Raw genomic sequence first — 23,240 nt, 5'->3', positions numbered from 1 at the left:
GGCGAGGGCGAGGGCGAGGGCGAGGGCGAGGGCGAGGGCGAGGGCGAGGGCGAGGGCGAGGGCGAGGGCGAGGGCGAGGGCGAGGGCGACGGCGAGGGCGACGGCGGCAGGGCGAGGGCGACGGCGGCAGGGCGACGGCGACGGCGGCAGGGCGAGGGCGACGGCGGCAGGGCGACGGCGACGGCGGCAGGGCGACGGCGACGGCGGCAGGGCGACGGCGACGGCGGCAGGGCGACGGCGACGGCGGCAGGGCGAGGGCGACGGCGGCAGGGCGAGAGGAGGGTGAGGGGTGAAGGGCCGGTGGGTCAGGTGACTGTGGCGAGCAGGACCAAGGTGCTGGCGGCGATTTCGAGTAGGCCCACCTGTTTGGGGGTCAGGCTGCGGCCGGGGAGCAGCCAGGCGCGCGCGAGCAGCAGGGTGAAGACGGCGGTGGGGAGTGGGCCCTGGGTGACGACGGCGGCCAGGGCTGCGGCGTGGTAGATGGCTGAGGCGGTTCGGTAGGACTGGCTGTCGCGTTCGCGGATCATTGTCTTGACGTAGAGGATCGTGCCGGTCAGGTAGAGCAGGACCAGCGTGAACGGGGTCAGGACGGTGCTCGGTGGTGCGCCGGCGACGGTGGCCACCACGAAGACCATCAGGCAGCTCTGCGTGACCGCGGCCAGGTCGTTGAGGAAGGCGCGTTCGCGGCGGCGGTGGGCATACCAGGCGTTGACGGCGACCAGCACCGCGAACGCGGGGGCGTAGAGCAGCACCGCGGGGCGCGCCACCACGACCGGTGTGGCCAGGAGCAGCGTGCTCAGCCCGTACAGCTGAAGCTGGCGCACGTAGCGCCGGGGGCGACGTGACTTGATCGCCTGGAAGGCGTAATAGGAGAGCAGGTAGCCGGCCAGCCAGGCGCCCAGCAGCGGCAGGTCGGGCCGGCGGAAGCCGGCGGCGATCACGCCGATGACATAGGGGAGCAGCAGCATCGCCCACGCACCGTGCTGAGGCGGCACGAACTGGCGGACGCTGCGGCGGCGGGTGATGACCGGCGCGGATTCCACGTTTTGGACGCTAGTGGGCGGCGCCCTGGGGGGACCAGGGACTTTGGTCTCTGGTGGGGTAATACCGAAGTATGGGTTGATCATGAGGGAGGTAGTGCTATGAGCGAGCAGGAGAACCTCTGGCTCCGCCAGGTGGCCGCGAATCCGGGGCATTCGCAGTGGTACATCAAGCGGTTCCAGGACATGGCGGAGCGCGGCGTCGACCTGAACGGTGAGGCTCGGATGATCGACGCCATGGTGCCGCGCGGGGCGCGGATCCTGGACGCCGGCTGCGGCACGGGCCGGGTGGGCGGCCACCTGGCCGAGCGGGGGCACGAGGTGGTCGGGGTGGATCTCGACCCGGAACTGATCGCCGCGGCGCGCAAGGACCACCCGGAGGCCACCTGGATGGTCGGTGACCTGGCCGAGTTGCGGCTCGAGGCGACGTTCGACGTCCTGGTCTGCGCCGGGAACGTGATGACCTTCGTGGCGCCCTCGACGCGCCGGACGATCCTCGAGCGGTTCCGCGCGCATCTGGCCGAGGGTGGCCGCGCGGTGGTCGGCTTCGGCGCCGGGCGCGGGTACGAGTTCGCCGAGTTCCGGAGCGACGCGGCGGCGGCCGGTCTGCGCGAGGACCTGTTGCTGAGCACCTGGGATCTGCGCCCGTGGACGCCGGAGGCCGACTTCCTGGTCGCCGTGTTCAATTGACAACTGACTATGCGGAAGGTGAGGTGAGGAGCGACATCCTTCGATGAAGCAGGAGGTTCGATGTCGTTTCGTCCCCGTTGGGCGGCCCTGGCCGCCGCCCTTGTCCTGATTGTCACGCCGATCCCGCGGGCCGCCGAGGCGGCTCCGGCGGGAGACCAGTTGAGCGCGGGGGAGTCGGCGCTCATCCGCTTCCGCCTCCCGGACGAGGCGATGCTGCGGCGCCTCGTCGCCGGTGGTGAGGACCTGGCCGCCCGTCCCCGTACGCAGAACGGCGCCGTCCTGGCCGACATCGTCGTCGACGGCCGGCGGCTGGCCGCGCTGACCGCGCACGGCGCCGAGCCGCTCCAGGTGATCCAGCGCTCGTCGAGCGGCGCCGCCCGCGCCACCCGGCTCGCCGCGCAGGCCGACACCCTGCACTTCCTGCAGGCCTACTGGTGGACCAGCAACGGCAAGACCTTCCTGCAGACCCAGGTCGCCACCACCGCCACCGACGATCCCGACGTCGAGATCACGGTCACATGGCGTACGGCCGACGGCGCCACCGGATCGTTCCCCCTGGTCCGCTTCGAGGATTCCGGGGAATACCAGTACCACTACGCCCTGCCGCAGCCCATGCCCGCGAAGCCGGTGCAGGTGACCGCGTCCTCGAGCCTCGGCGGCACCTCCCGGGCGATCACCCCGGCGATCTGGCCGGGCGCGACGCCACCCCCGGCGCCGACCGGTTACCAGAAGGACTTCGTCGACGCGTACATGACGCCGGTCGACATCAAGGCCCGCATCAAGCGGCTGGCCCGGCAGTACCCGAAGCTCGTCGACGTCATCAATCTGCCCAACAAGACCCAGGGCTACCGGCGTACGGCGGTCGCGTACCTGGGCGACCCCAACGCCGCCGCCGTGATCGTCGAGTCGGTCGCCTTCGGTGATCAGGGCATGAACGGCGTCCAGGTCCGGACCGTCGATCCGGGAGCCGCCAACCGGCCACTCTCCGCGACCTACAAGGACCGGGTTCTCACCGTACGTCTCGCGACCGACGGCACGGGCAAGACGATCAGCACCACCGACGACGTCGCCGCGTTCATCTCGGCCCGCTATCCGCAGCGGTTCCGGGCCGTGGTCGAGGAGGGCTCGACCGGCCTGCCCATGCCCGTGGCCGGCCCGGCCCGGCTCGACGACGGTTTGCTGGGCACCGAGGTGCCCCAGGGCCCGTGGACCGTCCAGGCGCTCCGCATCGGCAAGACCCGCGACGGCTCGAAGCCCGGTGTGCTCAGTTACAGCCAGGAGCACGCGCGCGAGTGGGCCACCCCGCTCGTGACGCTGGAGTTCGCCGAGCGCCTGCTCGCCAACTACGCCACCGACCCGGAGACCCGGTCCCTGGTGGACGCCACCGACATCTTCATCATCCCGACCGTCAACCCGGACGGCGCCAACTACTCGTTCAACGACTTCAACTTCCAGCGCAAGAACCTGGTCAACCACTGCACCGGCGCCACCCGCGACCCCAAGTACCGCAACTCGTGGGGTGTCGACGTCAACCGCAACTACACCGTCGGCTCCTACTTCGACGGTTACGTGGGCGCCAGCGCCAACTGCCTGTCCGGCACGTACGCGGGCACGGCCGAACTCTCCGAGGCCGAGTCCCGCAACGTGATCGCCCTGGCCAAGGCCCACCCGAACATCAACCTGGCGATGAACGTGCACAGCTACGGCGGCTACTTCATGTGGCCGCCCGGCGCCTACAGGGCGGACGGCCGGGTCACCCTGCCCCGCCCGTCGATCGACGAGTCGAAGTTCTTCCTCGATTCGGCCCGCCGCATCGTCGGCGCCATCGCCACCGAGCGCGGCACTGTCACCTGGCCCTCGTACACGGGCCCGGTCGCCGATGTCCTCTATTCGGCCGCCGGCAACTCGGCCGACCAGCTCTACTACGAGCTGGGCATCGACGCCTGGGACTTCGAGGTCGGCAACGACCGCTGGAACGAGGCCACCCAGCAGTGGGAGGGCGTCGGCTTCCAGCCTCCGTTCGACGAGGCCCACGCCGAGTCCCAGGAGTACGCCGGAGGCCTGCTCGAGCTGGTCCGCGTGGCCCGGGACCGGGCTGCGGCCGGACAGTAGAGGAGTCTCAGAACCAGGCGCTGGCCTCGAGCCGCCCCGTGTTGCCGAGGTCGAGGGGCGCCTCGAGGGTGACGAGCTGGCGTGGCTGTTTCGCCGAGACGGCCACCGCCAGCGACTCCCCGGTGTCCGACCCGCCGCTGATGTTGGTGACGGTGTTGCGCCAGGACAGCACCGATCGGGCCGCCGTGCCCGGCTTCAGCGTGAGACGCCGGGGCGCCGCGGTGTAGTGCGCGCTGCCCTCGACCGAGATCTTGAGCGGGCGGCCGTCCTCGTCGAGCACGACGATGTCCGGCCGCCCCTTCACCTCGTACGGCTCGGTCCCGCAGTTCTGTACCGTCAGCGTCATCTCGCGGTAGCCCATGGCCGACTCCCCGCGGTTCGCCGTGATGATCACTCCGGTCACCGCGCACGCGACCGCCGGCTCGAGCCCTTCCGGGGCGGCGGGACCGGCGGAGGCCGGAACGGCCGGCGGGGCCGTGACGCCGGGCGCGGTCGTCGGGGTGAGCCCGCTGGTGGCCCGCCACGACGCCGTGCACGACGCCAGCAACGGAACGATCAGCAGGAGAGACAACCGGCGCGGCCCGAACACGCCGCCGATCATGCAGCACCCGCGCAACCGCCGCGACTCAGCCCAGCGGAACGAGGCGGGACTGGATGCTGACCGCGGCCGCGCCCCGGGCCCACTCCTCGAACGGCAGCGGCCGGATGGAGAGCGGGCAGTCGGCGGCGGCGCCGAAGGCCTGCCGTTCGAAGCCGGCGCGGATGTGGGGTTCGAAGAGGTCGTACGCGGACAGGCCCTCACCGGAGACGACGATGTGGGCCGGGCCGACCAGGTTGGCCACGGCGGCGATGCCCAGGCCGATCGCCTCGCCGGCGCGGGCGAAGACCGCGGTGACCGTGGGGTCGCCGGCGCGGGCCCGGGCCACGGCGTCGTCGATGCCGCCGGTGCCGGCCGCGGCCACGATGGCGGACGTGCCGGCGATCGCCTCGACGCACCCCCGGCCGCCGCAGTGGCAGTCGGGCCCGGCCGCGTCGACGCTGAGGTGGCCGATCTCGCCGGCCACCCCGTGCGAGCCGGACACCGGGCGGCCGTTGACGACCAGGCCGCAGCCGATGCCCTGGCCGACCGTGACCAGGGCGAACGAGTCGGCGCCGGCGCCCTCGCCGAACCAGTGCTCGGCCGTGGTGAGCGCCTTCACGTCGTTCTCGACGGTCACCACCAGGCCGGTGGCGGCGGCCGCGAGCTTGCCCAGCAGCACGTTGTGCCAGCGCAGGAAGGGCGAGTAGCGCACCAGGCCGGACGCCCGGTCGACGTCGCCGGAGACGGCCAGCCCGAGCCGGCGGGTGCGCCCGCGGTAGTCGTCCGGGCCGTCCAGCAGTTCGCCGGTCAGCGCCGTGATCTCGGCCAGCACGTCGTCGACGGCGGCGGACGGCAGCGGCCGGTGGGCCACCGCGCGGATCTTGGCGGTGAGATCGCAGACGACGCCGATGAGCTCGTCGCCGGTGAGCTTGACACCGACGAAGAACTCCCGATCGGCCCGTACGGTGAGGGGGCTGGCCGGGCGGCCGGCGCCCGGCCCGGTGCGCTCGGTGGCGTCCAGCTCGCTGAGATATCCGGCGTCGATCAGGGGCCGGGCCGACTTGGTGACGGCGGCCGAGGAGAGCCCGAGCTTGCGGGCCAGGCTGACCCGGCTCTGCGGGCCCGAGGTGACCAGGGCGGTCAGGATCGCGGCGGACGCGGGGGACGAGGCGAGCGCGGTGTAGTCGTCAGCCGGGGACATGCTTCGCAAGTCAACCGTACCCACGACCTGAAAGCTAGGAGTATTAATTAACTTCGTCAAGTATTGATTTCGGCGCGCGATCGCTCATACGCTCGGCGCCACGTCACTACGGTGACATCGACGTGTAACCCCGAGGACTCACATGCACATCTCGTACGAAACCGACCAGCGGCTCTGGCTGCTGACCGGCGACACCAGCGCCTATGCCCTCCGGCTGGACGACGGCGACCGCCTGCGGCATGTGCACTGGGGCCCGAGGATCACGCTAGCCGAGGCGGTGGCGCTCGGCCAGGAGATCGCCGACCCGGCCGCCAGCAGCTTCGAGCAGGGCCCGGGCGCGGCCGAGCTCGCCGTCGAGGGCGGCGACCACTTCGGGCCGGTGTCGCTCCAGGTCCGCTTCGCCGACGGCACCCGCGGCGTCGAGTGGCGCTACCTCGGTCACGAGGCCGTCGGCAACCACCTGCGCATCGACCTGGCCGACCGGTACTACCCGCTCGAGGTCTCGCTCCACTACGCCATCCACGACGACGTGATCGAGCGCTGGATCGACGTCGTCAACAAGGGGCCCGAGGCCTTGGACGTGCTCCGGGCCGACTCCGCCGCCTGGCACGTGCCGAACCGGGAGAGCTACCGGCTCAGCCACCTGGTCGGCGCCTGGAACAGCGAGTTCCGCCTCCAGCGGACCGGCCTGCCGACCGCCGAGACCGTGCTCACCAGCCGCCGCGGCACGACCAGCCACCACGCCAACCCGTGGCTGGCGATCGACGACGGCACCGCCGGCGAGGACCACGGCGAGGTGTGGAGCACCGTGCTGGCCTGGAGCGGCAGCTGGCGGGTCAGCCTGCACCGCGACCCCGGCGGCCGCACCGGCTGGACCGGCGGGTTCGGCCACGAGGGCCTGACCTGGACGCTCGAGGCGGGGGAGACCCTGACCACGCCCGTGTTCGCCGGCGTGTGGAGCGGGTCGGGCTTCGGCACGGCGAGCCGCGCCTGGCACGCGTACGTCTCAAGCAAGGTCCTTTCTCATCCCGGAGAGGACCGCCCGGTCCTCTACAACAGCTGGGAGGCGACCGGCTTCGACGTCGACGAGGCGGGCCAGATGGCGCTGGCCGCGAAGGCCGCGAGTCTCGGCGCCGAGCTGTTCGTGATGGACGACGGCTGGTTCGGCGCCCGCCTGAACGACCATGCCGGTCTCGGCGATTGGGAACCGAACCCGCGCCGCTTCCCGAACGGGCTGCGCCCCCTGGCCGACGAGGTGCGCCGGCTGGGCATGCGGTTCGGCATCTGGGTCGAGCCCGAGATGGTCAACCCGGACAGCGACCTCTACCGCGCCCACCCGGACTGGGTCCTGCACCAGCCCAACCGGCGCCGCACCGAGATGCGCAACCAGCTCGTGCTGAACTTCGCCCGCCCCGACGTCGAGCAGTGGGCGCACGCCTGGCTCGACCGGCTCGTGGCCGAGCTCGACCTCGACTTCCTCAAGTGGGACTTCAACCGTGCCTTCACCGAGGCCGGCCCCGACCGGGTGTTCCTCGAGCACACCCGGGCCGTCTACCGGATCATGGACCGGCTGCGGGCCGACCACCCCGGCCTGCGCATCGAGGCCTGCGCCGGCGGCGGCGGCCGGGCCGACCTCGGCATCCTCGGCCGCACCGACCAGATCTGGACCTCCGACAACACCGACGCGGTCGACCGGATCGCCATCCAGAACGGCTTCAGCCAGTACTTCCCGGCCCAGGTCATGAGCGCCTGGGTCACCGACAGCCCGAACGTCACCACCGGGCGGACCACGCCGCTGCGCTTCCGCTTCCACGTGGCGATGGCCGGCGTGCTCGGCCTCGGCGGCGACCTGACCACGTGGAGCCCGGACGAGCTCAAGGAAGCGGCCGAGCACGTGGCCGCGTACAAGCGGATCCGGCCCGTCGTGCAGCACGGCACCGCGTACCGGCTCACCGGCGCCGGCACGCTGACCGGCGTCCAGTTCACGCACGGCGACGAGCACGTGATCCTCGCCTGGTGCCCGACGAGGTCGTACGGCTACCCGCCCGGCCCGCTCCCGCTGCCCGCCGTCCTGCCCGGCGCCGACTACCTCGACCTCGACACCGGCGTCACCCACTCCGGCGCCGTCCTGCGCCGGCGCGGGCTTCCCCTCGACCTGCCGTCCGGCGACCACGCGAGCACGCTCGTCCGGCTGCGGCGCCTGCCCTGACCCCCTGAAAGCGAGACCGTCCCGATGGCACACTTCGACCTCTCACCCGACCAGCTCGCGGTCTACGACCCGGACGTCGCGCCGCCGGCCGACTTCGACGAGTTCTGGAAACAGACCCTGACCGACTCGCCGGTCGGGGAGGCCACCTTCACCCCGTACGACGCCCTGCTGCCGGGCGTGACGATCTACGACGTCCGCTTCCCCGGCTTCGGCGGCCAGCCGGTCGCGGGCTGGTTCCTGGTGCCGGCCGGCGCCTCCGGGCCGGTGCCCTGCGTCGTGCAATTCATCGGGTACGGCGGTGGGCGCGGCCTGCCGCACGAGTGGCTGCTCTACCCGGCCGCGGGATACGCGGTGTTCGTGATGGACTCCCGCGGCCAGGGCGACGGCGACACCCCCGACCTGCCCGGCGTCGGCCCCGCCCACAAGGGGCTGCTCACCCGGGGCGTGCTCGACCCGGCCGACTACTACTACCGGCGCCTGTTCACCGACGCCGTCCGGGCGGTCGACGCGGTCCGGTCCCGCCCCGAGGTCGACCCGTCGAGGATCGTGGCCGCCGGGGCCAGCCAGGGCGGCGGCATCGCCCAGGCCGTGTCCGGGCTGCGCTCCGACCTGGCCGGTGCGATCATCGACGTCCCGTTCCTGACCCACTTCCGGCGGGCCACCGAGATCACCGACGCCTACCCGTACCGGGAGCTGCCGGACCTGCTGGCCTCGAACCGCGACTTTCTGGACCGGGTCTTCCACACGTTGTCCTACTTCGACGGTGTGAACTTCGCGGCCCGCGGCACGGCGCCCGCCCTCTACGCCGTCGGGCTGATGGACGCCATCTGCCCGCCCTCGACGGTGTACGCGGCCTACAACCGTTACGGCGGCCCCAAAGAGATCCGCGTCTGGCCCTACAACGGCCACGAGGGCGGCGGCAGCGTCCAGCAGGCCATCAACGTGCGCTGGCTACACGACCTGCTCTGACCGGCCGATCGGTGGCGGCGGAGCGGGCTCACCGGCCGCGCTCCGCCGCAACGCCGTCGCCGTCTCGTAGTCGACCTCGGCCCGCAACACCGGCCGGCCGTCGACGAGCAACGGAAAACGTTGCGGGCGCACGCCGACGTAGGCGAGCGGCTGCGGCACCCGGACGCCGTTCTCCAGCGTGACGGCGCCGGTGTGCAGCGCCTGGAGCGCGTAGACGCCCGCGTGCCGCCCCTCGACGGCGTCGAGCACGGCCAGCTGAGCCGGGACCACCATCGTGACGACCGCGGTCTCCCGGTGACCGGGCATCGCGGTCACGTCGACGGCGTCCGGCCGGCCCGGGTCCGGCCCGCGCACCAGACCGAGGCCAGCCCGGTCATCTCGCAGGCCAGGCTCACCACCGGCAGCGGCGTGCCGGTCAGCATCACCTTGCCGGGGCACGCGTTGGCCCCGTAACTCAGCAACGGCACCCGGTCCGCGAGCGGTGCCGCGTCATGGCGTACCAGCCAAGCGTCCAGACACTCCGCGCCCTGAACCGACCAGCCGCTCGGCATCGCGCCGTCCGGCCCGACCGGCAGGCACATGCCGTCCGCGTCGACCAGCCACGATCCGTCCGGGCGTTCGCCGGGGTAGGGGTCGACGAGAAAGTCCGCGGCCGGTCGCATCATGCCGCAAGTTACCATCGGGCCATGTCGCTGGCCGCCGAGGACGTCGCACGCTTCGAGTCGTCGCGCCCGCGGCTGCAGGCGATCGCCTACCGGATGCTGGGGTCGGCGAGTGAGGCCGAGGACGCCGTACAGGAAACGTTCTTGAAGTGGCAGGGGGTTGACCCGCGGCGCGTCGACGTGCCCGAGGCGTGGCTGACCAAGGTGCTCACCAACCTGTGCCTCAACCAGCTGGCCTCGGCCCGGGCGCGGCGGGAGACGTACGTGGGCCAATGGCTTCCCGAGCCGCTGCTGGCCGGCGATCCCATGCTGGGACCGGCCGACAGCGCGGAACAGAGAGAGTCGGTGTCGTACGCCGTTCTGGTGCTCCTGGAACGCCTCAGCCCCAACGAGCGGGCCGTCTACGTGCTGCGCGAGGCCTTCGCCTATTCGCACGCCGAGATCGCCGGGATCCTCGACATCAGCGAGGCGGCCAGCCAGCAGATCTTCCACCGGGCCCGCGGGCACGTCACCGAGGGCCGCGCCCGCCGCGAGGTCGACGAGACCACCGCCAGACGCATCGTCGAGGAGTTCCTGACCGCGGCCACCAGCGGCCGCACCGACCTGCTGGTGCGGCTGCTCACCGGCGACGCGACGGGTGTCGGCGACGGCGGCGGCAAGGTTCCGGCCCGCTCCAAGCCGTTCGTGGGGGCCGAGGCGGTCGCCAAGTTCTTCCGCGGCCTGTTCCGGCCCAGCGGCTCCAAGCGGGCCCTGGTCGGTGGCACACCCGAGATCTACGCGTCGACCGCGAACGGCGACCCGGCGGTGGTCGCGGTGCTCGACGGGCGGGTCGTCGGCGTGCTCTGCCTCGAGATCACCGCCGACGGCGTCGCCGCGCTCCGCGCCCAGGGCAACCCCGACAAGCTCGTCCGGGCCACCGAGCGCTGGGCCGCCACCGGCCACGGCGAGCCCCTGTTCGTCGCCTTCACCTAGGAAGTGATCCGCTTCACATCGTCACCTGTCAGGAAACCGCGGGCCGCCCGGTTCAAGAGGCGAACCCGCGCAGAACAGGAGCGACGCCATGCAGCACCGCATCATCGTCCTCGGAGCCGGATACGCCGGCGCCATCACCGCCGGCCGGCTGGCCAAGCGCCTCCGCCGCGAGGACGTCGCCATCACCCTGGTGAACGCCTCGCCCGACTTCGTGGAACGCGTCCGCAACCACCAGATCGCGGCCGGCGCTTCGTTGAAGCCGCGCCCGCTCACGGCGATGTTCGCGAACACCGGCGTCTGTCTGCGGATCGCCTCGGTCACCGCCGTCGACGTCGCCCGCAAGACCGTCTCTCTCAGCGACGGCGAGCTTTCCTACGACACTTTGGTGTACGCCCTGGGCAGCACCTCCAGCGGAACACCCGAGCACGCGTACGAGCTGGCCGGCCGGCCCGGCGCGCAACGGCTCCGTGAGCGTCTGGCCGCCCTGTCCCGCAACGAGACCGTGCTCGTCGTCGGCGGCGGCCTCACCGGCATCGAGGCGGTCACCGAGATCGCCGAGGCCCGCCCCGACCTCGACGTGTCCCTGGCCACCCGGGGCGAACTGGGCGACTGGCTGTCGGAGAAGGGCCGCGCCCACCTGCGCAAGGTGACGAACCGCCTCGGCATCGCGGTGCACGAGAACACGACTGTCTCCCACGTGGCGGAGGACCACGTCGCCGTGGCTGACGGCCGTTCGCTGCCGGCCGCGGTCACCGTGTGGACGGGCGGCTTCGCGGTCCACCCGATCGCCGCGGCCACCACCCTGGAAACCGACGCGGAGGGCCGGATCGTCGTCGACGGCACGATGCGCTCGGTCTCACACCCCGACGTCTACGCGGTCGGCGACGCCGCCCTGGCCACCGGCGCCGGCGGCAAGCCGATGCGGATGGCCTGCGCCTCCGGCGTCCCCCAGGCGTGGCAGGCGGCCGACTCGATAGCCGCCCGCCTGACCGGGGGCAAACTGCCGCACGCCCCGCTGCGGTACTTCAACCAGTGCGTCTCCCTGGGCCGAAGCGACGGCCTCATCCAGTTCGTCACCGCCGACGACATCGCCCGCCCCGGCGTCATGACCGGCCGGGCGGCGGCGCTCTACAAGGAACTGGTCTGCAAGGGCGCGTTCTGGGGCGTCGCCCACCCCACGCTCGGCCTCCCGGTCCGCCGCCGGTCCGCCACGAGCACGCTCCACGCTGGACTGGCACGATAGGCCCATGACCCACGTGGAGATCAACGGTGCACCGCCGTCCCTGGACGCGGTGCACCGGGCCGCCACCTGGAACTACGGCCACTTCTCGTCGATGCAGGTCCGCAACCGCGCCGTGGCCGGCCTGAACCTCCACCTGCGGCGCCTGCGCGCGGCCTCGGCGGTCCTGTTCCCCGGCACCACGCCACCGGCCGACGAGACAGTCGTGAAGCTGATCGGTCACGCCCTCGGCCACCGGCCGGACGCGTCGGTACGGGTCACGGTCCTTCCCGGTCCCGACGTGATGGTGTCGGTCTCGGACCCGGTCCCCGACACCCCACGCCCACCGCTGCGCGTCCGCACGGTCGTCTACGAGCGCGAGCTGCCCACCCTGAAACACGTGGCGACGATGGGCCTGACATACCACTACCGCGAGGCCCAGCGCGCCGGCTTCGACGACGCCCTCTTCCTGGGCGCGGACGGAGCGGTACGCGAGGGCTCGGTCTGGAACGCCGTCTTCTGGGACGGAGACCGCGTGATCTGGCCCGAAGCCCCCATGCTGCCCGGCATCACCATGCAGCTGCTCCGGCAGGGCCTGGAAAAGCTCGGCGTCCCCACAGCTCAGCGGCGGATCACGTCACTGAACGGCCTGCGAGCGGCCGCCGCCGCGAACTCCCACTGCCCGGCCCAGCCACTGGCAAGCATCGACGATGTGGATCTACCCGAGCACCCGGCTTTGACCGCCCTGCTGCAGCAGGCGTGGCGAGCGGTGCCGTGGGACCACCTTGTCTACGGATGATCCGCTGGATTGCCCAAACTGGCCCGCTCCTCCGCCCGGGTGGGTGCCGCCGCAAGGCTGGACACCGGAACCGTCGTGATGACCGAGGAGACCGCGCTGCTGCAGGAGGCGGGCGTCTACCGGTACCGGCATCCGCTCACCGACGCGGTCGCCTATCAGGCCGAGCTGTATCGCCTGCAAGATCGCGTCAAAGTCATGGCGAAGGCCGACGGGGGAGCGGTCCTCTCCGCCTCCGGGTGGACGGTGAACGGGTCGGCGTCGCAGGGACGCACCATGATCCGTGACTACTCGAAGTTGATGCTGCGCGCTTACAACGCGGAGGCGGACAACCTCGTACGCGGCCTGAAGCCCTACAAGCTGGATTCCGCCGTCGAGCGGCTCGACAAGGTGGCCGCGACCATCGCCCGGCTGGGCAAGACGATGAACATCCGCATCGCGGACGTGTACCACCAGCTCCGAGTGCAGGAGCTGACCCTGACCGCCGACTATCTGCAGAGGGTCGCCGAGGAGAAGGAGCGCGAACTTGAGGAGAAGGCCCGGCTGCGCGAGGAGCGGCGGGTCCAGCAGGAGATCGAACGCGAGCGCGCGCGGCTCGACAAGGAGCGTCAGCAAACGCGTCGGTGCCGTTCAACTTCGACGTGCACGCGTTGTTCTTCTCCGAGAACGCGTCCGGCATCGAGGCGCAGATGCACGCGAGGCTGGCCGACCGCCGGGTCAACCTGGTCAATCAGCGGCGTGAGTTCTTCTATGCGACGCCGGCCGAGGCCAAGGCGCACCTCATGGAATTGACCGGCAACCTACTGCAGTACGACGAGGTTCCCGAAGCACTTGAGTACCGCCAGAGCCTGACGCAGAGCGGAACTTAGCCCTCAACGCGGGCCGGGTGGCTCGGTTCACGTGGGGAAGCGCTCGTCACTTTCGGGATCCTTCCGGGGCCGTACGGGAGAAGTATGGGGCTCAGCCTTGGAAGGAGAAACGTGATGACGCCTCTCGGTGCGGTGATTCGGGGACTGGTGGCCGGCGCGGTCGGCACGCTCGCCATGGACTCGCTCTGGTATCTGCGGTATCGGCGCGGTGGTGGCAAGGACGGCTTCAAGACCTGGGAGTTCTCCTCGAGCGTCAAGTCGTGGGAGGACGCCCCCGCGCCCGCGCAGGTGGGGCGGCGGCTGTTCGAGGGGCTTTTCCAGCGCAAGCTGGACGACCGCTACGCCGCCATCGTCAACAACGTCACCCATTGGGGGTACGGGATGGGCGCCGGCGCCGTGTACGGCCTGCTCGCCGGATCGTTGCGTCATCCGCGCCCGGCGTACGGGCCGCCGTTCGGCGCCGCGGTCTGGGGCACCGGCTACGCGATTCTGCCCGCCGCCGGTCTTTACAAGCAGATTTGGGAGTACGACCGGAAGACGCTCGCCAAGGATCTGAGCGCTCACCTGGTCTTCGGCACCACCACGGGCACCGTCTTTCGCGCTCTTAAGGATATTTAAGGATCTGGGGCTTGCCGGGACATCGATGGACGGCTTTATTGTTAACCGTCTTGCCAATCCCCCGAAGGCAGGTTCCCCATGAACAAGCGCAAGTTCCTCGCCGTCGCGGTCTCGGCGGCCGTGGCCGGGACGCTGGGCGTCGTCGGCATCACGAACGCCAGCGCGGCCGCGCTCGACCCGTCACTGCCGCCCGGCGGCAACTTCAACCTGTCGGTGTGGCAGCTCCAGTTGCCGACCGGCTCGCCCGGCAAGCCGGACACGATCTCACCGGCGCGGCTCAAGGGCGCGAACGGGTACAGCAACCCCACGTACTTCTGGACCGACAAGAACGACGGGTCGATGACCTTCTGGGCCCCGGAGAAGGGAGTGACCACCCCCAACTCCAAGTACGCGCGTTCGGAGCTGCGTGAGATGAACGCCGACGGTTCGGCCGCCGACTGGCCGCTGGCCGGCAACCACACGCTCAGCGCCCAGCTGCGCATCCCGCAGGTCACCAAGAACGTCGCCGTCGGCCAGGTGCACCTGGGCTCCGGCGGCAGCTCGACCAAGCCGCTGCTGGAGCTGTACTACCGGCCCAACGGCGACATCTACATCGGCACCGAGAACTCACCGGCCGGCGGGCAGACCCTGCACAAGGTCGGCAACGTCGCCTTGGGCGTGAAGTGGACGTACGTCATCAACGTGAGCGGCAACAAGATCAACCTCACGGTGAACGGGTCGAAGACCAGCTATGCGATCCCGTCGTCGTTCAACCCGTACAAGCAGTACTTCAAGGCCGGCTCGTACAACCAGTCGTCCTCGGAGAGCACCAGCAACGGCGCCAAGGTCAAGTTTTACAGCCTGACCGTCAGCCACAGCTGAACTCAGGCGCCGGACCGCCGCTTGTCGGCCTCCACGTCAGCCTCGCCGACCGCTACCCCGTCCGAGTCACGGGTGGCGCCGGCGAGGTCGGCGTCCGCCCCCGAGCGGGCCGCGTCGGCCTCGGCGTCCGAGGCGCCGACCAGCGCGCCGTCCGCGCCGGGTCCACTGCTTTCGACATCGTCTTTCGTACGCTCGGCGGCCAGCCCGGCCGCGACGGGAAGTCCGGGTACCTGAGGATTCGTCATGTCCGGCGAGTACCCGCAATCGTCAGACTTGAACGCGCAGCGCCGCCCGGACCACCTTGCCGCCCGTCATCGGCAGCGTGCCCCAGCGCAGCGCCGCCGCGTTCACCACCAGCAGCCCGCGGGGCGCGGCCGGGTCGAGCGACCCGCTCGGCGGCAGCACGGGCAGGGCGCTGCTGCCGTCGCGCACGGCCACGATCAGGTAGCGCCGGCCCCGGGTCAACCGCAGGTCGATCATCGTGTTCGCGTGCGTGACCGCGTTCGTCACCAGCTCGCCCGTGATCAGGCCGGCCGGGCCGGTCAGGTGGTCGAGCCCCCACCGCAGGCACGCCTCGGTGGCCAGGTCGCGCGCGTGCCGGGCGGCGCCGGAGACCGGCAGCAGCATCTCGCTGATCGACGTGACGCGCCGCCGGGGCTCTATCGCCAGGGCTTCCTCGACCGTGTCGACCACCGCCACCCGGCCCTGGCCCGCGCGCAGGAGCCGGGCCGTGCCCGGGTCGGGCGCGACGATCAGCACGCCCGGACGGGCCGCGAATCACCTGGAGGACGGAACGGGTTCCCCCGTCGTGCGCTTCCCCCTGCCCGGGATGACGCCAGGGTCGGGGCGACGGAGCCGGCGGCCGCCCTCAGGAACAGTGGCGGGTGACCGGGGTCAGCCACTGTTTCAAGGTCGGGCCGAGGGTGGTGGTCACGTCCTTCTCGGTTTTGATGCCGGCGAAGAAGGCCGCGTCGGTGGACTTGGCGCGCAGCTGGTCGGCCGTCTTCTTGCCGTCGGCGCGCAGGGCCGCGTCCTGGCTCGCGCGGGTGGCGTCGTCGACGGCGGTGGCGAACGCGGCCAGCGACTCCTGTGCGCGCTTCCGCGCGTCCGGGGTGCCCTGGCCGACCAGCGTGGTGAGCGATTCGGCGAACGGGGCCATGCGTTCCCCGTAGGCCTGGCCGAGCGCGTCGCAGGTCGACTTGAGGGCGACCGGCACGCTCGGCGGCGCCGAGGCGGCCGGCGCCGGTTGGGCGGCCATGCCGCATCCGCCGGCGGCCGTGGCGGCCAGCAGGACAGCTGTCAGACCCAGAACGCCGCGCATGCGACACCTCCGAAACCGTGACGTCTGGGAGCGCTCCCACTCCCTAACTGCGTGACGATACGTCAGGAAGTGAGGCGTGTCGATGGCCGTACGCGAAGTAGACGATCAGGCCGACCACGAGCCAGGCCAGGAAGCGCAGCCACGTCTCGACCGACAGGTTGGTCATCAGGTAGAGGCAGGCCAGCGCCGACAGCACGGGGATCACCGGGGACAGCGGCACGCGGAACGGGCGGGTGAGCCGCGGGCGGGTGCGGCGCAGCACCGGCACGGCCAGCGACACGGTGACGAAGGCGAACAGCGTCCCGATGCTGACCAGGTTGGCCAGCGAGGACAGCGGCACGAAGCCGGCGAGCAGGGCGATACCGATCGTCACGCCGACCGTGATCCGGTACGGCGTACCCCAATGGGGGTGGATCCGGCCGACCGCCGGCGGCAGCAACCGATCACGGGACATGGCGAAACCGATCCGCCCGATCGCCACGATGTCGACCAGGATCACGCTGGTCAGGCCGGCCACCGCCGCGATCGACACCAGGTGGGCGGCCCAGCCCGCGCCCACGCTCTCGAACGCCGAGGCGATCGGCGCGCCCGGATCGATCTGCCGGTAGTCGACCATGCCGACCACCACGAACGAGACCGCCACGTACAGGACCGCCGACACCCCGAGCGTTCCGAACAACCCCAGAGGCAGGTCGCGGCTGGGCTTGCGGGTCTCCTCGCCCAGGTTGGCCACGGCCTCGAAGCCGGTGTACGCGAAGAAGACCACCGCCGCCGCGGTCAGCACCCCGGTGATCCCGAACGCCGACGGCTCGATCCCGAACAGCAGCTGCGACAGCGGCTGGGTCAGCCCGGACGCGCCCTCATCGGCGGGCTGGGCCGGCGGCACGAACGGGGTCAGGTGGGCCGCCTTCAGGAAGAACAGCCCGGCCACCACGACGAAGACGCAGATGCCGACCTTCACCAGCACCAGCGCGTTGGTCACCCGCGACGACTGCTGGATGCCGGCCGTGGCCACCGCGCCCAGCAGCAGCGTGATCACGATGGCGCCCACGTTGACCACGCTGTCCTCGCCGAACAGGCTCGGCGGCAGGTCGAGCAGCGACGCCAGATAGCCGGACCAGCCGCGGGCCACCACGGCCGCGCCGAGCGCGAACTCGAGCACCAGATCCCATCCGATGATCCAGGCGAAGATCTCACCCATGGTGGCGTACGCGTACGTGTAGGCACTGCCGGCCGTCGGCACCGAGGACGCCAGCTCCGCGTAGCAGAGCGCGGCCAGCAGGCTGGCCACCCCGGCCAGCACGAACGACACGGTGACGGCCGGTCCGGCGTGATCGCGCGCCTCGACCCCGGTCAGCGTGAAGATCCCGGTACCGATGACGATCCCGATGCCGAAGCCCATCAGGCTGAACGGCCCGAGCCGCCGCCGTAACTCGCCGCCGCGCGCCAGAACGTCCTCGACGGCTTTCGTCCGCAACATCGACATGATGCCGACGTCTACCCAGGGACCCCAGGATTAATCGGCGGGCGCCCGCGTGTTGAACCGGGGGTGACTCTCCGTTTCGCGATTCTGGGCGACTCCATCGCGTACGGCCAGGGCGCCGCCACCGGCCGGGACACGGCCGCGGCCCGCCTCTCGGCCGACCTGACCGCCCACGGCGTACCCAATGAGCCCCGCGTCTTCGCCGTACCCGGCGCGCAGAGCCGCGACCTGCCGGCCCAGGCCCGCCGGGCCGTGACCTGGCGGCCCGACGTCGTCCTGATCATCATCGGCGCCAACGACCTGACCCGTTTCGTGCCGCCCGCGCAGGCGGTGGCCCACCTGACGGCGGCCGTCCGCTCCCTGCGTACGGCCGGCGCCGAAGTGGTCGTCGCCCCCGCCCCCGACCTCAGCGTCGTGCCGTGGGTGCCCCCACAGATGCGCGCCCTGGTCCGGGCCGGCAGCCAGGCCCTGCACGACGCGCAGACCGAGGCCGTGCTGGCCGAGGGCGCGCACGTGGCCGACATCGGCATGACCTCCGCCGCCGGCTTCGCCGTCGACCCGGGCCTGTTCAGCGCCGACCGCTTCCACCCCTCCAGCGCCGGCTACGCCGTGATCGCGGCCGCCCTGGCCCCGGCGATCCGCCACGCGGCGAGCGTCGCCGCCGGGTGAGAATGCGGGTATGCGGCTGAGTGTGCGCGGCGAGACCGCCCTGATTTTCGACGACGGTTCGCCGGTGCGGGCCGCCTCGGCGGTCGCGCCGTTCGGCGACGGCTGGTTGATCGCGCAGGACGACGCCACCCACGCCGCCTGGCGCCGTCCCGGCTCGATCGTCCCGGTCCGGGTGCTCGACCAGGTGGAGGGCCTCGACGTCTTCAGTTCGGCGGCGGGCACCAAGCACCTCAAACCCGACTTCGAGGCCGCCTTCGGAGTGGGGGAGGGCGTGCTGCTTCTCGGCTCGGGCTCGACTCCGGCCCGCATGCGGGCCTCCCTGGTCACCGCCGGCGGCTTCACGGTGACCGACCTCAGCCCGCTCTACCACCGGCTGGCCGCCGCGTTCGGCGTCCCGCTGGAGCACCTCAACCTGGAGGGCGCCTGCGCGGCCGGTGACCGGATGCGCTGGTTCCATCGCGGGGCCACGACGTTCTGCGCGGACGTCGACCTGGTGGGCGGCCTCCCGGCCGAGATCGCCGGCGTACGCCGGTACGACCTCGGGCACGTCGGCGGTGTTCCCCTCGCCGTCACCGACGCGGTCGCGCTCGACGACGGGCGCGTGCTGGTCAGCGCCGCCGCCGAGGACACCCCGAACCCGGTCGACGACGGCCCGGTGGTGGGCGCGGCCCTGGCGCTGCTCGACGATCACGGTGTGCTCGACACCGTCGCGCTTCCGGAGCAGACCAAGGTCGAAGGGCTGGCTGTACGCGCGACGACCGCCGGCGGCCTCAGGCTGCTGGCGGTCGTCGACGCGGATGATCCGGTCGTCCCCTCCCGGGAACTGGACCTCGACGTGAGCTGGTGAGGCTCAGTCGCGGCCCGGGAAGCGCTGCGTGATCTCCTGCAGGAGCCACACGTTGCCGTCCGGGTCGCTGAACTCGGCGTAGCTGCCGTACGACTTGCGGTCGGGCTCGGGGCCGGCCACGCGGCCGCTGGTGTCCAGGCCGCGCAGGCCGTGCCAGACCTCGCCGACCTCGGCGCCCAGCGACTGAAGCTCCTTACGGGCGGCCTCGATGTCATCGACGATGAGCATGTTGTCGCGGGCCGAGCCGGGCTCCTGCGCGCTCAGGCCGGTGCCGAACTGGATCGACGCGGGCGACCCGGGCGGGGTGAACTGCACGACGCGCAGGTGGTCGCTGATCGGGAAGTCGGCGTCGAGACGCCAGCCGAGGCCCTGGTAGAAGGCCTTGGCCCGGTCGACGTCGCTGACCGGGATCACGGTGACCTCGAAACGGAAATTCATGGCGGACCTCCATCGGATTGGTGACACCAGACTGGCTCCACCACCGCACCCGGCGAGCCAGTGATAGTCCCTGGTCCGTTTGTTCCCGTGCCTGGGCCGGACCCTGGCGCGCCGACAATCGAGGCATGAGCAGTGTCCCGATCGCCGCGCACGCCCTGTTGTCCGACTGCCATTCGGCCGCCCTGGTCACCGACGCCGGCTCGGTCGACTGGCTGTGTTTCCCGCGCTTCGACAGCCCCTCGGTCTTCGGCCGCCTGTTGGATGAAACCGCAGGTCACTGGTCTTTGACACCCGTCGCGCAGTACGAGTCGAGCCGGCGCTACCTGGACGACTCGCTGGTCCTGGAGACCGAGTTCCGCACGGCCACCGGGGTGGTCCGGGTCACCGAGGCCCTGGCCATGGGTGACGGCAACCGCGGACACGAGCTGGGCCGAGGATCGCCCCATCTGCTCATCCGGTCCGTCACCGGAGTCTCGGGCGAGGTCACGCTCGCCATGACCTACCGGCCGCGCCCCGAGTACGGGCTCCTGCAACCCCTGCTGGGGTACGCCGAGGGTGGCGTCACCGCGCGCGGCGGCGCCGAATGGCTGGTGCTGACCACGCCCGTACGGCCGGAACTGAACGAATCGACGGCAACCGCGAGCGTCTCGCTCAGCGCGGGGCAGACCCTGGTCTTCGCCCTGCACCGGTCGACGCTGGAGGAGACGCCGGCGCACGTGTGGCCGCAGGCGGAACTGACCCGGCGGCTGGCCGACACCGTCGAGGCGTGGCGGTCCTGGTCGGCGATCCACCAGACGTACGACGGGCCGTGGCGTGACCTGGTGCGGCACAGCGGCCGGGTGCTGCAGGCCCTCACCTACCGGCCGAGCGGAGCGATCGTGGCCGCCGCGACCACGTCGCTGCCCGAGGCCCCCGGCGGCGGGCGCAACTGGGACTACCGCTATTCGTGGGTGCGCGATGCCAGCTTCACCATGGAGGCGCTGTGGGTGGCCGCCTGCCCCGACGAGGCCGGCGACTTCTTCGCCTTCATGACCACGGCCGCGGCCGGCGCCCCGATGCCGTTGCAGATCATGTTCGGCGTCGGCGGCGAACACGACCTGACCGAACGCACCCTCGGCCATCTGCGCGGATGGCGCGACAGCCGGCCCGTGCGGGTCGGCAACGGCGCCTGGGAGCAGCAGCAGATCGACGTCTACGGTGAGCTGCTGGGCGCCGCGCTGAAGCTGAAGGGCCAGATCACCGAGATCGACGAGGACGTGCGCCGCTTCCTGATCACGCTGGCCGACACGGCCGCGGCCCGCTGGCGCGAGCCGGATCAAGGGATCTGGGAGGTACGCGGTCAGCCGCGCCACTTCGTCTACTCGAAGGTGATGTGCTGGGTCGCCCTCGATCGCGCCCTTCGTCTCTTCGACGACCCGGGCCACTGGCGGGATGCTCGCGACGAGATCCACGCGACCGTCCTCCGGGAGGGCTGGTCGGCGGCGACCGGCGCCTTCACCCAGTCCTTCGGATCGGACGATCTCGACGCCTCGCTGCTCATGCTGCCGATCGTCGGCTTCCTGCCGGCCACCGACCCGCGCGTACGCGCCACCGTCGACGCCGTCGCCGAGAACCTCGCCGACCCGCGCGGCCTGATCTACCGTTATCGGGGCGCCGACGGCCTCGACGGCGGCGAGGGCACCTTCCTGCTCTGCACCTTCTGGCTGGCGCAGGCCCTGGCCCTGGCCGGCGAGCAGGAACGGGCACGCGAGGTGTTCGAACGGGCAGCCGCCCACCGCAACGATGTGGATCTTCTGGCCGAGGAGGTGGACCCCGGCACCGGTGATCTGCTCGGGAACTTTCCGCAGGCCTTCAGCCACATCGGCCTGGTCAACGCCGCGTGGGCGATCACCGAGGCGGCCCGGGACCACCCGGGACCCCCTGGTGGGGCCGCCCGGTGGTGAGCCAGGGTCTTGCACGGGTTCGGTGAACACCCTGGCCGCGCGAACGTTAGGGACAACGACGCCAACGGCATCTGGGGGGATCGACCGTGGTAATTCACCTTCGCGCGGACCGCAGCAGGAACCCTCTGCGGATCGGCACACATGAGATCGACGTCAACGGCGTCGCGCAGCGCTACCACGTCCGCGGCAGCGGCACGGAGGTCTGCGTGGCCGTCCCGGGCGGCCCGGGACTGTCCTGGGAGTACCTGCGGATGCCGGCGGTCGAGCGGCGCGTCCGGGTCGTCTACGTGGAGCCGCTCGGCACCGGCGCCTCGGGCCGGCTGCCGTCGCATCCGGACGGTTACACCCGGCCCGTGTACGCCGAGGCGCTCGACCGGATCCTCGACCGTCTCGGCCGCGACCGGGTGCACCTGCTCGGCCACTGCCACGGCGGCCTGGTCGCCCAGTACTACGCGCTGCGCCGGCCCGAACGCCTGGCCGGGCTGATCCTGCACATGAGCTCGCCGGTCACCGGAGAGGAACAGGCCACCGAGACCCGTCACCAGCTCGAGCGTTTCGTCCGGCGCAACCAGTGGAACCCGGCCCTGCCGGCCGTGCTCGACGCCCTGCACGCCATCCAGGACGCGGCCGACGACCGCGCGCTGACCGCGGCCACCCGCGACGCGCTGCCCAGCCAGTTCGCGCACTACTGGGCCCGCCGCGACGAACTGGCCGGCCTGCGCCCGAAGATCCGCCGCTCGTACCTGTCGGCGCCGGAGCCGGTCGACGACCGCGCCGACCTGCCCGGCCTGCGGGTGCCGACGCTGGTGACGGCCGGCATGTACGACATCATCGGCGGCACCCGCTGGGCCCGGGAATTGCATTCGCTCATTCCGTACGCCCGTCTGCTGCTCCTGGCCCGCAGCGGCCACCTCGGCCACATCGAGGAACCGGAGCGCTTCGCCGAGGGCGTGCTCGATTTCGTGGCGGCCACCCCGGCGACCGCGGCCCGGGCGGTGGCGGCCTGAGCGCTTTTTTCCGTCTGATGATTCCGGTGGTCCTGAAATCGTTTCGCGTTGCCGATTCGTGCTACGGTCGGCGTCTCATTTCTTCCGTCTGCGGTGGCCGACTGATGCAGCGGTCGCCGCAGACGGGAACCACCATGCTGGAACCCTCCGGAAATCGAGGAAGAAATGATCGTTGCAAGGCAGCTCATCGTCGATGAGCTGCGGCGGCGCGGCCAGGCCAGGCGGGCCGAGTTCGTCGAGGAGCAGTTGCCGGACGAGGTCGACTCCACACGTCACGGCGGTCTGCTGGCCACCCTGCGCATCGACCTGGCCGACTTGGCGGCCGCCGCCGAGCGCCGTACGACGGACTGAAATTGTTTTCTGTGCTAGCGTGGCCCGCGTTGCGGACTTGATTTCCCGTAGGCGTTTTCTTTTCATTCTTTCGCCGGCGTGATCAATTCGGTGACCCTTCGCATCATCCATGCCCGCAGGGAGAAAAGATCATGGCTACCGGCACCGTCAAGTGGTTCAACGGCGACAAGGGCTTCGGCTTCATCACCCAGGACGGCGGCGGCTCCGACGTCTTCGCCCACTTCTCGGCGATCCAGACGTCCGGCTTCCGCAGCCTCGAGGAGAACCAGCGCGTCGAGTTCGACGTCGCCCAGGGCGCCAAGGGCCCCCAGGCGGAGAACATCCGCCCGCTCTGACTTCCGTACGCACGACGGCCGGCCCCGACGGGACCCGGCCGTCGTCGT

At 71.3% G+C, this 23,240-nt stretch carries 26 protein-coding genes and 1 pseudogene; 17 read left to right on the top strand and 10 right to left on the bottom strand.

Annotated elements, in window-relative coordinates; translation table 11 throughout:
* Positions 1 to 305: 305 nt before the first annotated feature.
* The gene (locus AB0C26_RS40415; RefSeq protein WP_360258937.1) at positions 306 to 1,043 is read right to left on the bottom strand and encodes a YwiC-like family protein; all 738 of its coding nucleotides are present in this window, start codon (positions 1,041 to 1,043) and stop codon (positions 306 to 308) included.
* Between the two features lie 99 nt (positions 1,044 to 1,142).
* Between AB0C26_RS40415 and AB0C26_RS40410 the strand changes: the two genes are divergently transcribed.
* Together AB0C26_RS40410 and AB0C26_RS40405 are read left to right on the top strand one after the other, a co-directional pair.
* Complete coding sequence (locus AB0C26_RS40410; RefSeq protein WP_360258934.1) at positions 1,143 to 1,730, top strand: class I SAM-dependent methyltransferase; 588 nt, start codon at positions 1,143 to 1,145, stop codon at positions 1,728 to 1,730.
* Between the two features lie 60 nt (positions 1,731 to 1,790).
* Complete coding sequence (locus AB0C26_RS40405) at positions 1,791 to 3,842, top strand: M14 family zinc carboxypeptidase (protein ID WP_360258931.1); 2,052 nt, start codon at positions 1,791 to 1,793, stop codon at positions 3,840 to 3,842.
* Positions 3,843 to 3,849: 7 nt separating this feature from the next.
* Here AB0C26_RS40405 and AB0C26_RS40400 read toward each other — a convergent pair whose 3' ends face one another.
* Together AB0C26_RS40400 and AB0C26_RS40395 are read right to left on the bottom strand one after the other, a co-directional pair.
* Positions 3,850 to 4,431: a DUF4232 domain-containing protein gene (locus AB0C26_RS40400; protein ID WP_360258928.1), complete on the bottom strand. Its 582-nt coding sequence runs from the start codon at positions 4,429 to 4,431 to the stop codon at positions 3,850 to 3,852.
* Between the two features lie 37 nt (positions 4,432 to 4,468).
* Positions 4,469 to 5,623 carry an ROK family transcriptional regulator gene (locus tag AB0C26_RS40395; RefSeq protein WP_360258925.1) on the bottom strand — a complete coding sequence of 385 codons (1,155 nt, stop codon included), beginning with the start codon at positions 5,621 to 5,623 and terminating at the stop codon, positions 4,469 to 4,471.
* Positions 5,624 to 5,765: 142 nt separating this feature from the next.
* Between AB0C26_RS40395 and AB0C26_RS40390 the strand changes: the two genes are divergently transcribed.
* Together AB0C26_RS40390 and AB0C26_RS40385 are read left to right on the top strand one after the other, a co-directional pair.
* Positions 5,766 to 7,832, top strand: coding sequence for an alpha-galactosidase (locus tag AB0C26_RS40390; RefSeq protein ID WP_360258922.1), 2,067 nt, complete (start codon positions 5,766 to 5,768; stop codon positions 7,830 to 7,832).
* A 24-nt stretch (positions 7,833 to 7,856) separates the two neighbouring features.
* Complete coding sequence (locus AB0C26_RS40385; RefSeq protein ID WP_360258919.1) at positions 7,857 to 8,801, top strand: acetylxylan esterase; 945 nt, start codon at positions 7,857 to 7,859, stop codon at positions 8,799 to 8,801.
* Here the strand turns inward: AB0C26_RS40385 and AB0C26_RS40380 are convergent.
* Positions 8,784 to 9,155 (bottom strand): hypothetical protein, encoded by a 372-nt coding sequence (locus AB0C26_RS40380; protein WP_360258916.1) that lies wholly within the window; start codon positions 9,153 to 9,155, stop codon positions 8,784 to 8,786. The genes AB0C26_RS40385 and AB0C26_RS40380 overlap by 18 nt on opposite strands.
* The gene (locus tag AB0C26_RS40375; protein WP_360258913.1) at positions 9,113 to 9,463 is read right to left on the bottom strand and encodes a hypothetical protein; all 351 of its coding nucleotides are present in this window, start codon (positions 9,461 to 9,463) and stop codon (positions 9,113 to 9,115) included. Before AB0C26_RS40375 ends, AB0C26_RS40380 begins: the two co-directional genes overlap by 43 nt.
* 24 nt (positions 9,464 to 9,487) lie before the next feature.
* On the opposite strand from AB0C26_RS40375, the gene AB0C26_RS40370 reads away from it, so the two are divergent.
* From AB0C26_RS40370 to AB0C26_RS40340, 7 genes and pseudogenes are all read left to right on the top strand, one after another.
* Positions 9,488 to 10,435, top strand: coding sequence for an RNA polymerase sigma-70 factor (locus AB0C26_RS40370; RefSeq protein ID WP_360258910.1), 948 nt, complete (start codon positions 9,488 to 9,490; stop codon positions 10,433 to 10,435).
* A gap of 88 nt (positions 10,436 to 10,523) precedes the next feature.
* Positions 10,524 to 11,678, top strand: coding sequence for an FAD-dependent oxidoreductase (locus AB0C26_RS40365; protein WP_360258907.1), 1,155 nt, complete (start codon positions 10,524 to 10,526; stop codon positions 11,676 to 11,678).
* Between the two features lie 4 nt (positions 11,679 to 11,682).
* Positions 11,683 to 12,453, top strand: a complete 771-nt coding sequence (locus AB0C26_RS40360) for an aminotransferase class IV (protein ID WP_360258904.1) — start codon at positions 11,683 to 11,685, stop codon at positions 12,451 to 12,453.
* Positions 12,454 to 12,531: 78 nt separating this feature from the next.
* Positions 12,532 to 12,852, top strand: a pseudogene (locus AB0C26_RS40355) (DUF4041 domain-containing protein); the annotation flags it as partial.
* A gap of 221 nt (positions 12,853 to 13,073) precedes the next feature.
* Entirely contained in the window at positions 13,074 to 13,319 is a 246-nt protein-coding gene (locus AB0C26_RS40350) for a GIY-YIG nuclease family protein (RefSeq protein ID WP_360258901.1), read from the top strand.
* Positions 13,320 to 13,433: 114 nt separating this feature from the next.
* Entirely contained in the window at positions 13,434 to 13,937 is a 504-nt protein-coding gene (locus AB0C26_RS40345; RefSeq protein ID WP_360258897.1) for a hypothetical protein, read from the top strand.
* Between the two features lie 78 nt (positions 13,938 to 14,015).
* The gene (locus tag AB0C26_RS40340) at positions 14,016 to 14,798 is read left to right on the top strand and encodes a polysaccharide lyase family 7 protein (RefSeq protein WP_360258894.1); all 783 of its coding nucleotides are present in this window, start codon (positions 14,016 to 14,018) and stop codon (positions 14,796 to 14,798) included.
* 2 nt (positions 14,799 to 14,800) lie between these two features.
* Here AB0C26_RS40340 and AB0C26_RS40335 read toward each other — a convergent pair whose 3' ends face one another.
* From AB0C26_RS40335 to AB0C26_RS40320, 4 genes are all read right to left on the bottom strand, one after another.
* Positions 14,801 to 15,043, bottom strand: coding sequence for a hypothetical protein (locus AB0C26_RS40335; RefSeq protein WP_360258891.1), 243 nt, complete (start codon positions 15,041 to 15,043; stop codon positions 14,801 to 14,803).
* Positions 15,044 to 15,065: 22 nt separating this feature from the next.
* Entirely contained in the window at positions 15,066 to 15,557 is a 492-nt protein-coding gene (locus tag AB0C26_RS40330) for a hypothetical protein (RefSeq protein ID WP_360258888.1), read from the bottom strand.
* A gap of 109 nt (positions 15,558 to 15,666) precedes the next feature.
* A complete protein-coding gene (locus AB0C26_RS40325; RefSeq protein WP_360258884.1) occupies positions 15,667 to 16,119 on the bottom strand; it encodes a hypothetical protein in 453 nt (150 codons plus the stop codon).
* A gap of 43 nt (positions 16,120 to 16,162) precedes the next feature.
* A complete protein-coding gene (locus AB0C26_RS40320) occupies positions 16,163 to 17,605 on the bottom strand; it encodes an amino acid permease (protein WP_360258881.1) in 1,443 nt (480 codons plus the stop codon).
* A gap of 63 nt (positions 17,606 to 17,668) precedes the next feature.
* Between AB0C26_RS40320 and AB0C26_RS40315 the strand changes: the two genes are divergently transcribed.
* Together AB0C26_RS40315 and AB0C26_RS40310 are read left to right on the top strand one after the other, a co-directional pair.
* Entirely contained in the window at positions 17,669 to 18,271 is a 603-nt protein-coding gene (locus AB0C26_RS40315; RefSeq protein ID WP_360258879.1) for an SGNH/GDSL hydrolase family protein, read from the top strand.
* Between the two features lie 10 nt (positions 18,272 to 18,281).
* Complete coding sequence (locus tag AB0C26_RS40310; RefSeq protein WP_360258876.1) at positions 18,282 to 19,118, top strand: DUF6910 family protein; 837 nt, start codon at positions 18,282 to 18,284, stop codon at positions 19,116 to 19,118.
* Between the two features lie 3 nt (positions 19,119 to 19,121).
* Here the strand turns inward: AB0C26_RS40310 and AB0C26_RS40305 are convergent, their stop codons facing one another.
* Positions 19,122 to 19,556, bottom strand: a complete 435-nt coding sequence (locus tag AB0C26_RS40305) for a VOC family protein (protein ID WP_360258873.1) — start codon at positions 19,554 to 19,556, stop codon at positions 19,122 to 19,124.
* Positions 19,557 to 19,681: 125 nt separating this feature from the next.
* Here AB0C26_RS40305 and AB0C26_RS40300 point away from each other — a divergent pair, with 125 nt between their 5' ends.
* The 4 genes from AB0C26_RS40300 to AB0C26_RS40285 all read left to right on the top strand — a co-directional run bounded on the left by AB0C26_RS40300 (position 19,682) and on the right by AB0C26_RS40285 (position 23,192).
* On the top strand, positions 19,682 to 21,499 hold the full coding sequence (locus AB0C26_RS40300; RefSeq protein WP_360258870.1) for a glycoside hydrolase family 15 protein: 1,818 nt from the start codon (positions 19,682 to 19,684) through the stop codon (positions 21,497 to 21,499).
* Between the two features lie 86 nt (positions 21,500 to 21,585).
* A complete protein-coding gene (locus AB0C26_RS40295; RefSeq protein ID WP_360258867.1) occupies positions 21,586 to 22,506 on the top strand; it encodes an alpha/beta hydrolase in 921 nt (306 codons plus the stop codon).
* 165 nt (positions 22,507 to 22,671) lie between these two features.
* Positions 22,672 to 22,857 (top strand): hypothetical protein, encoded by a 186-nt coding sequence (locus AB0C26_RS40290; RefSeq protein WP_360258864.1) that lies wholly within the window; start codon positions 22,672 to 22,674, stop codon positions 22,855 to 22,857.
* Positions 22,858 to 22,988: 131 nt separating this feature from the next.
* Positions 22,989 to 23,192 (top strand): cold-shock protein, encoded by a 204-nt coding sequence (locus AB0C26_RS40285; RefSeq protein ID WP_360258861.1) that lies wholly within the window; start codon positions 22,989 to 22,991, stop codon positions 23,190 to 23,192.
* Positions 23,193 to 23,240: the final 48 nt, after the last annotated feature.

Source organism: Actinoplanes sp. NPDC048796 (genome assembly GCF_040650035.1).
In the GTDB taxonomy this organism is placed as follows: domain Bacteria; phylum Actinomycetota; class Actinomycetes; order Mycobacteriales; family Micromonosporaceae; genus Actinoplanes.
The sequence above is the reverse complement of the archived record's forward strand: the minus strand, read 5'-3'. Positions and strand labels throughout refer to the sequence as shown.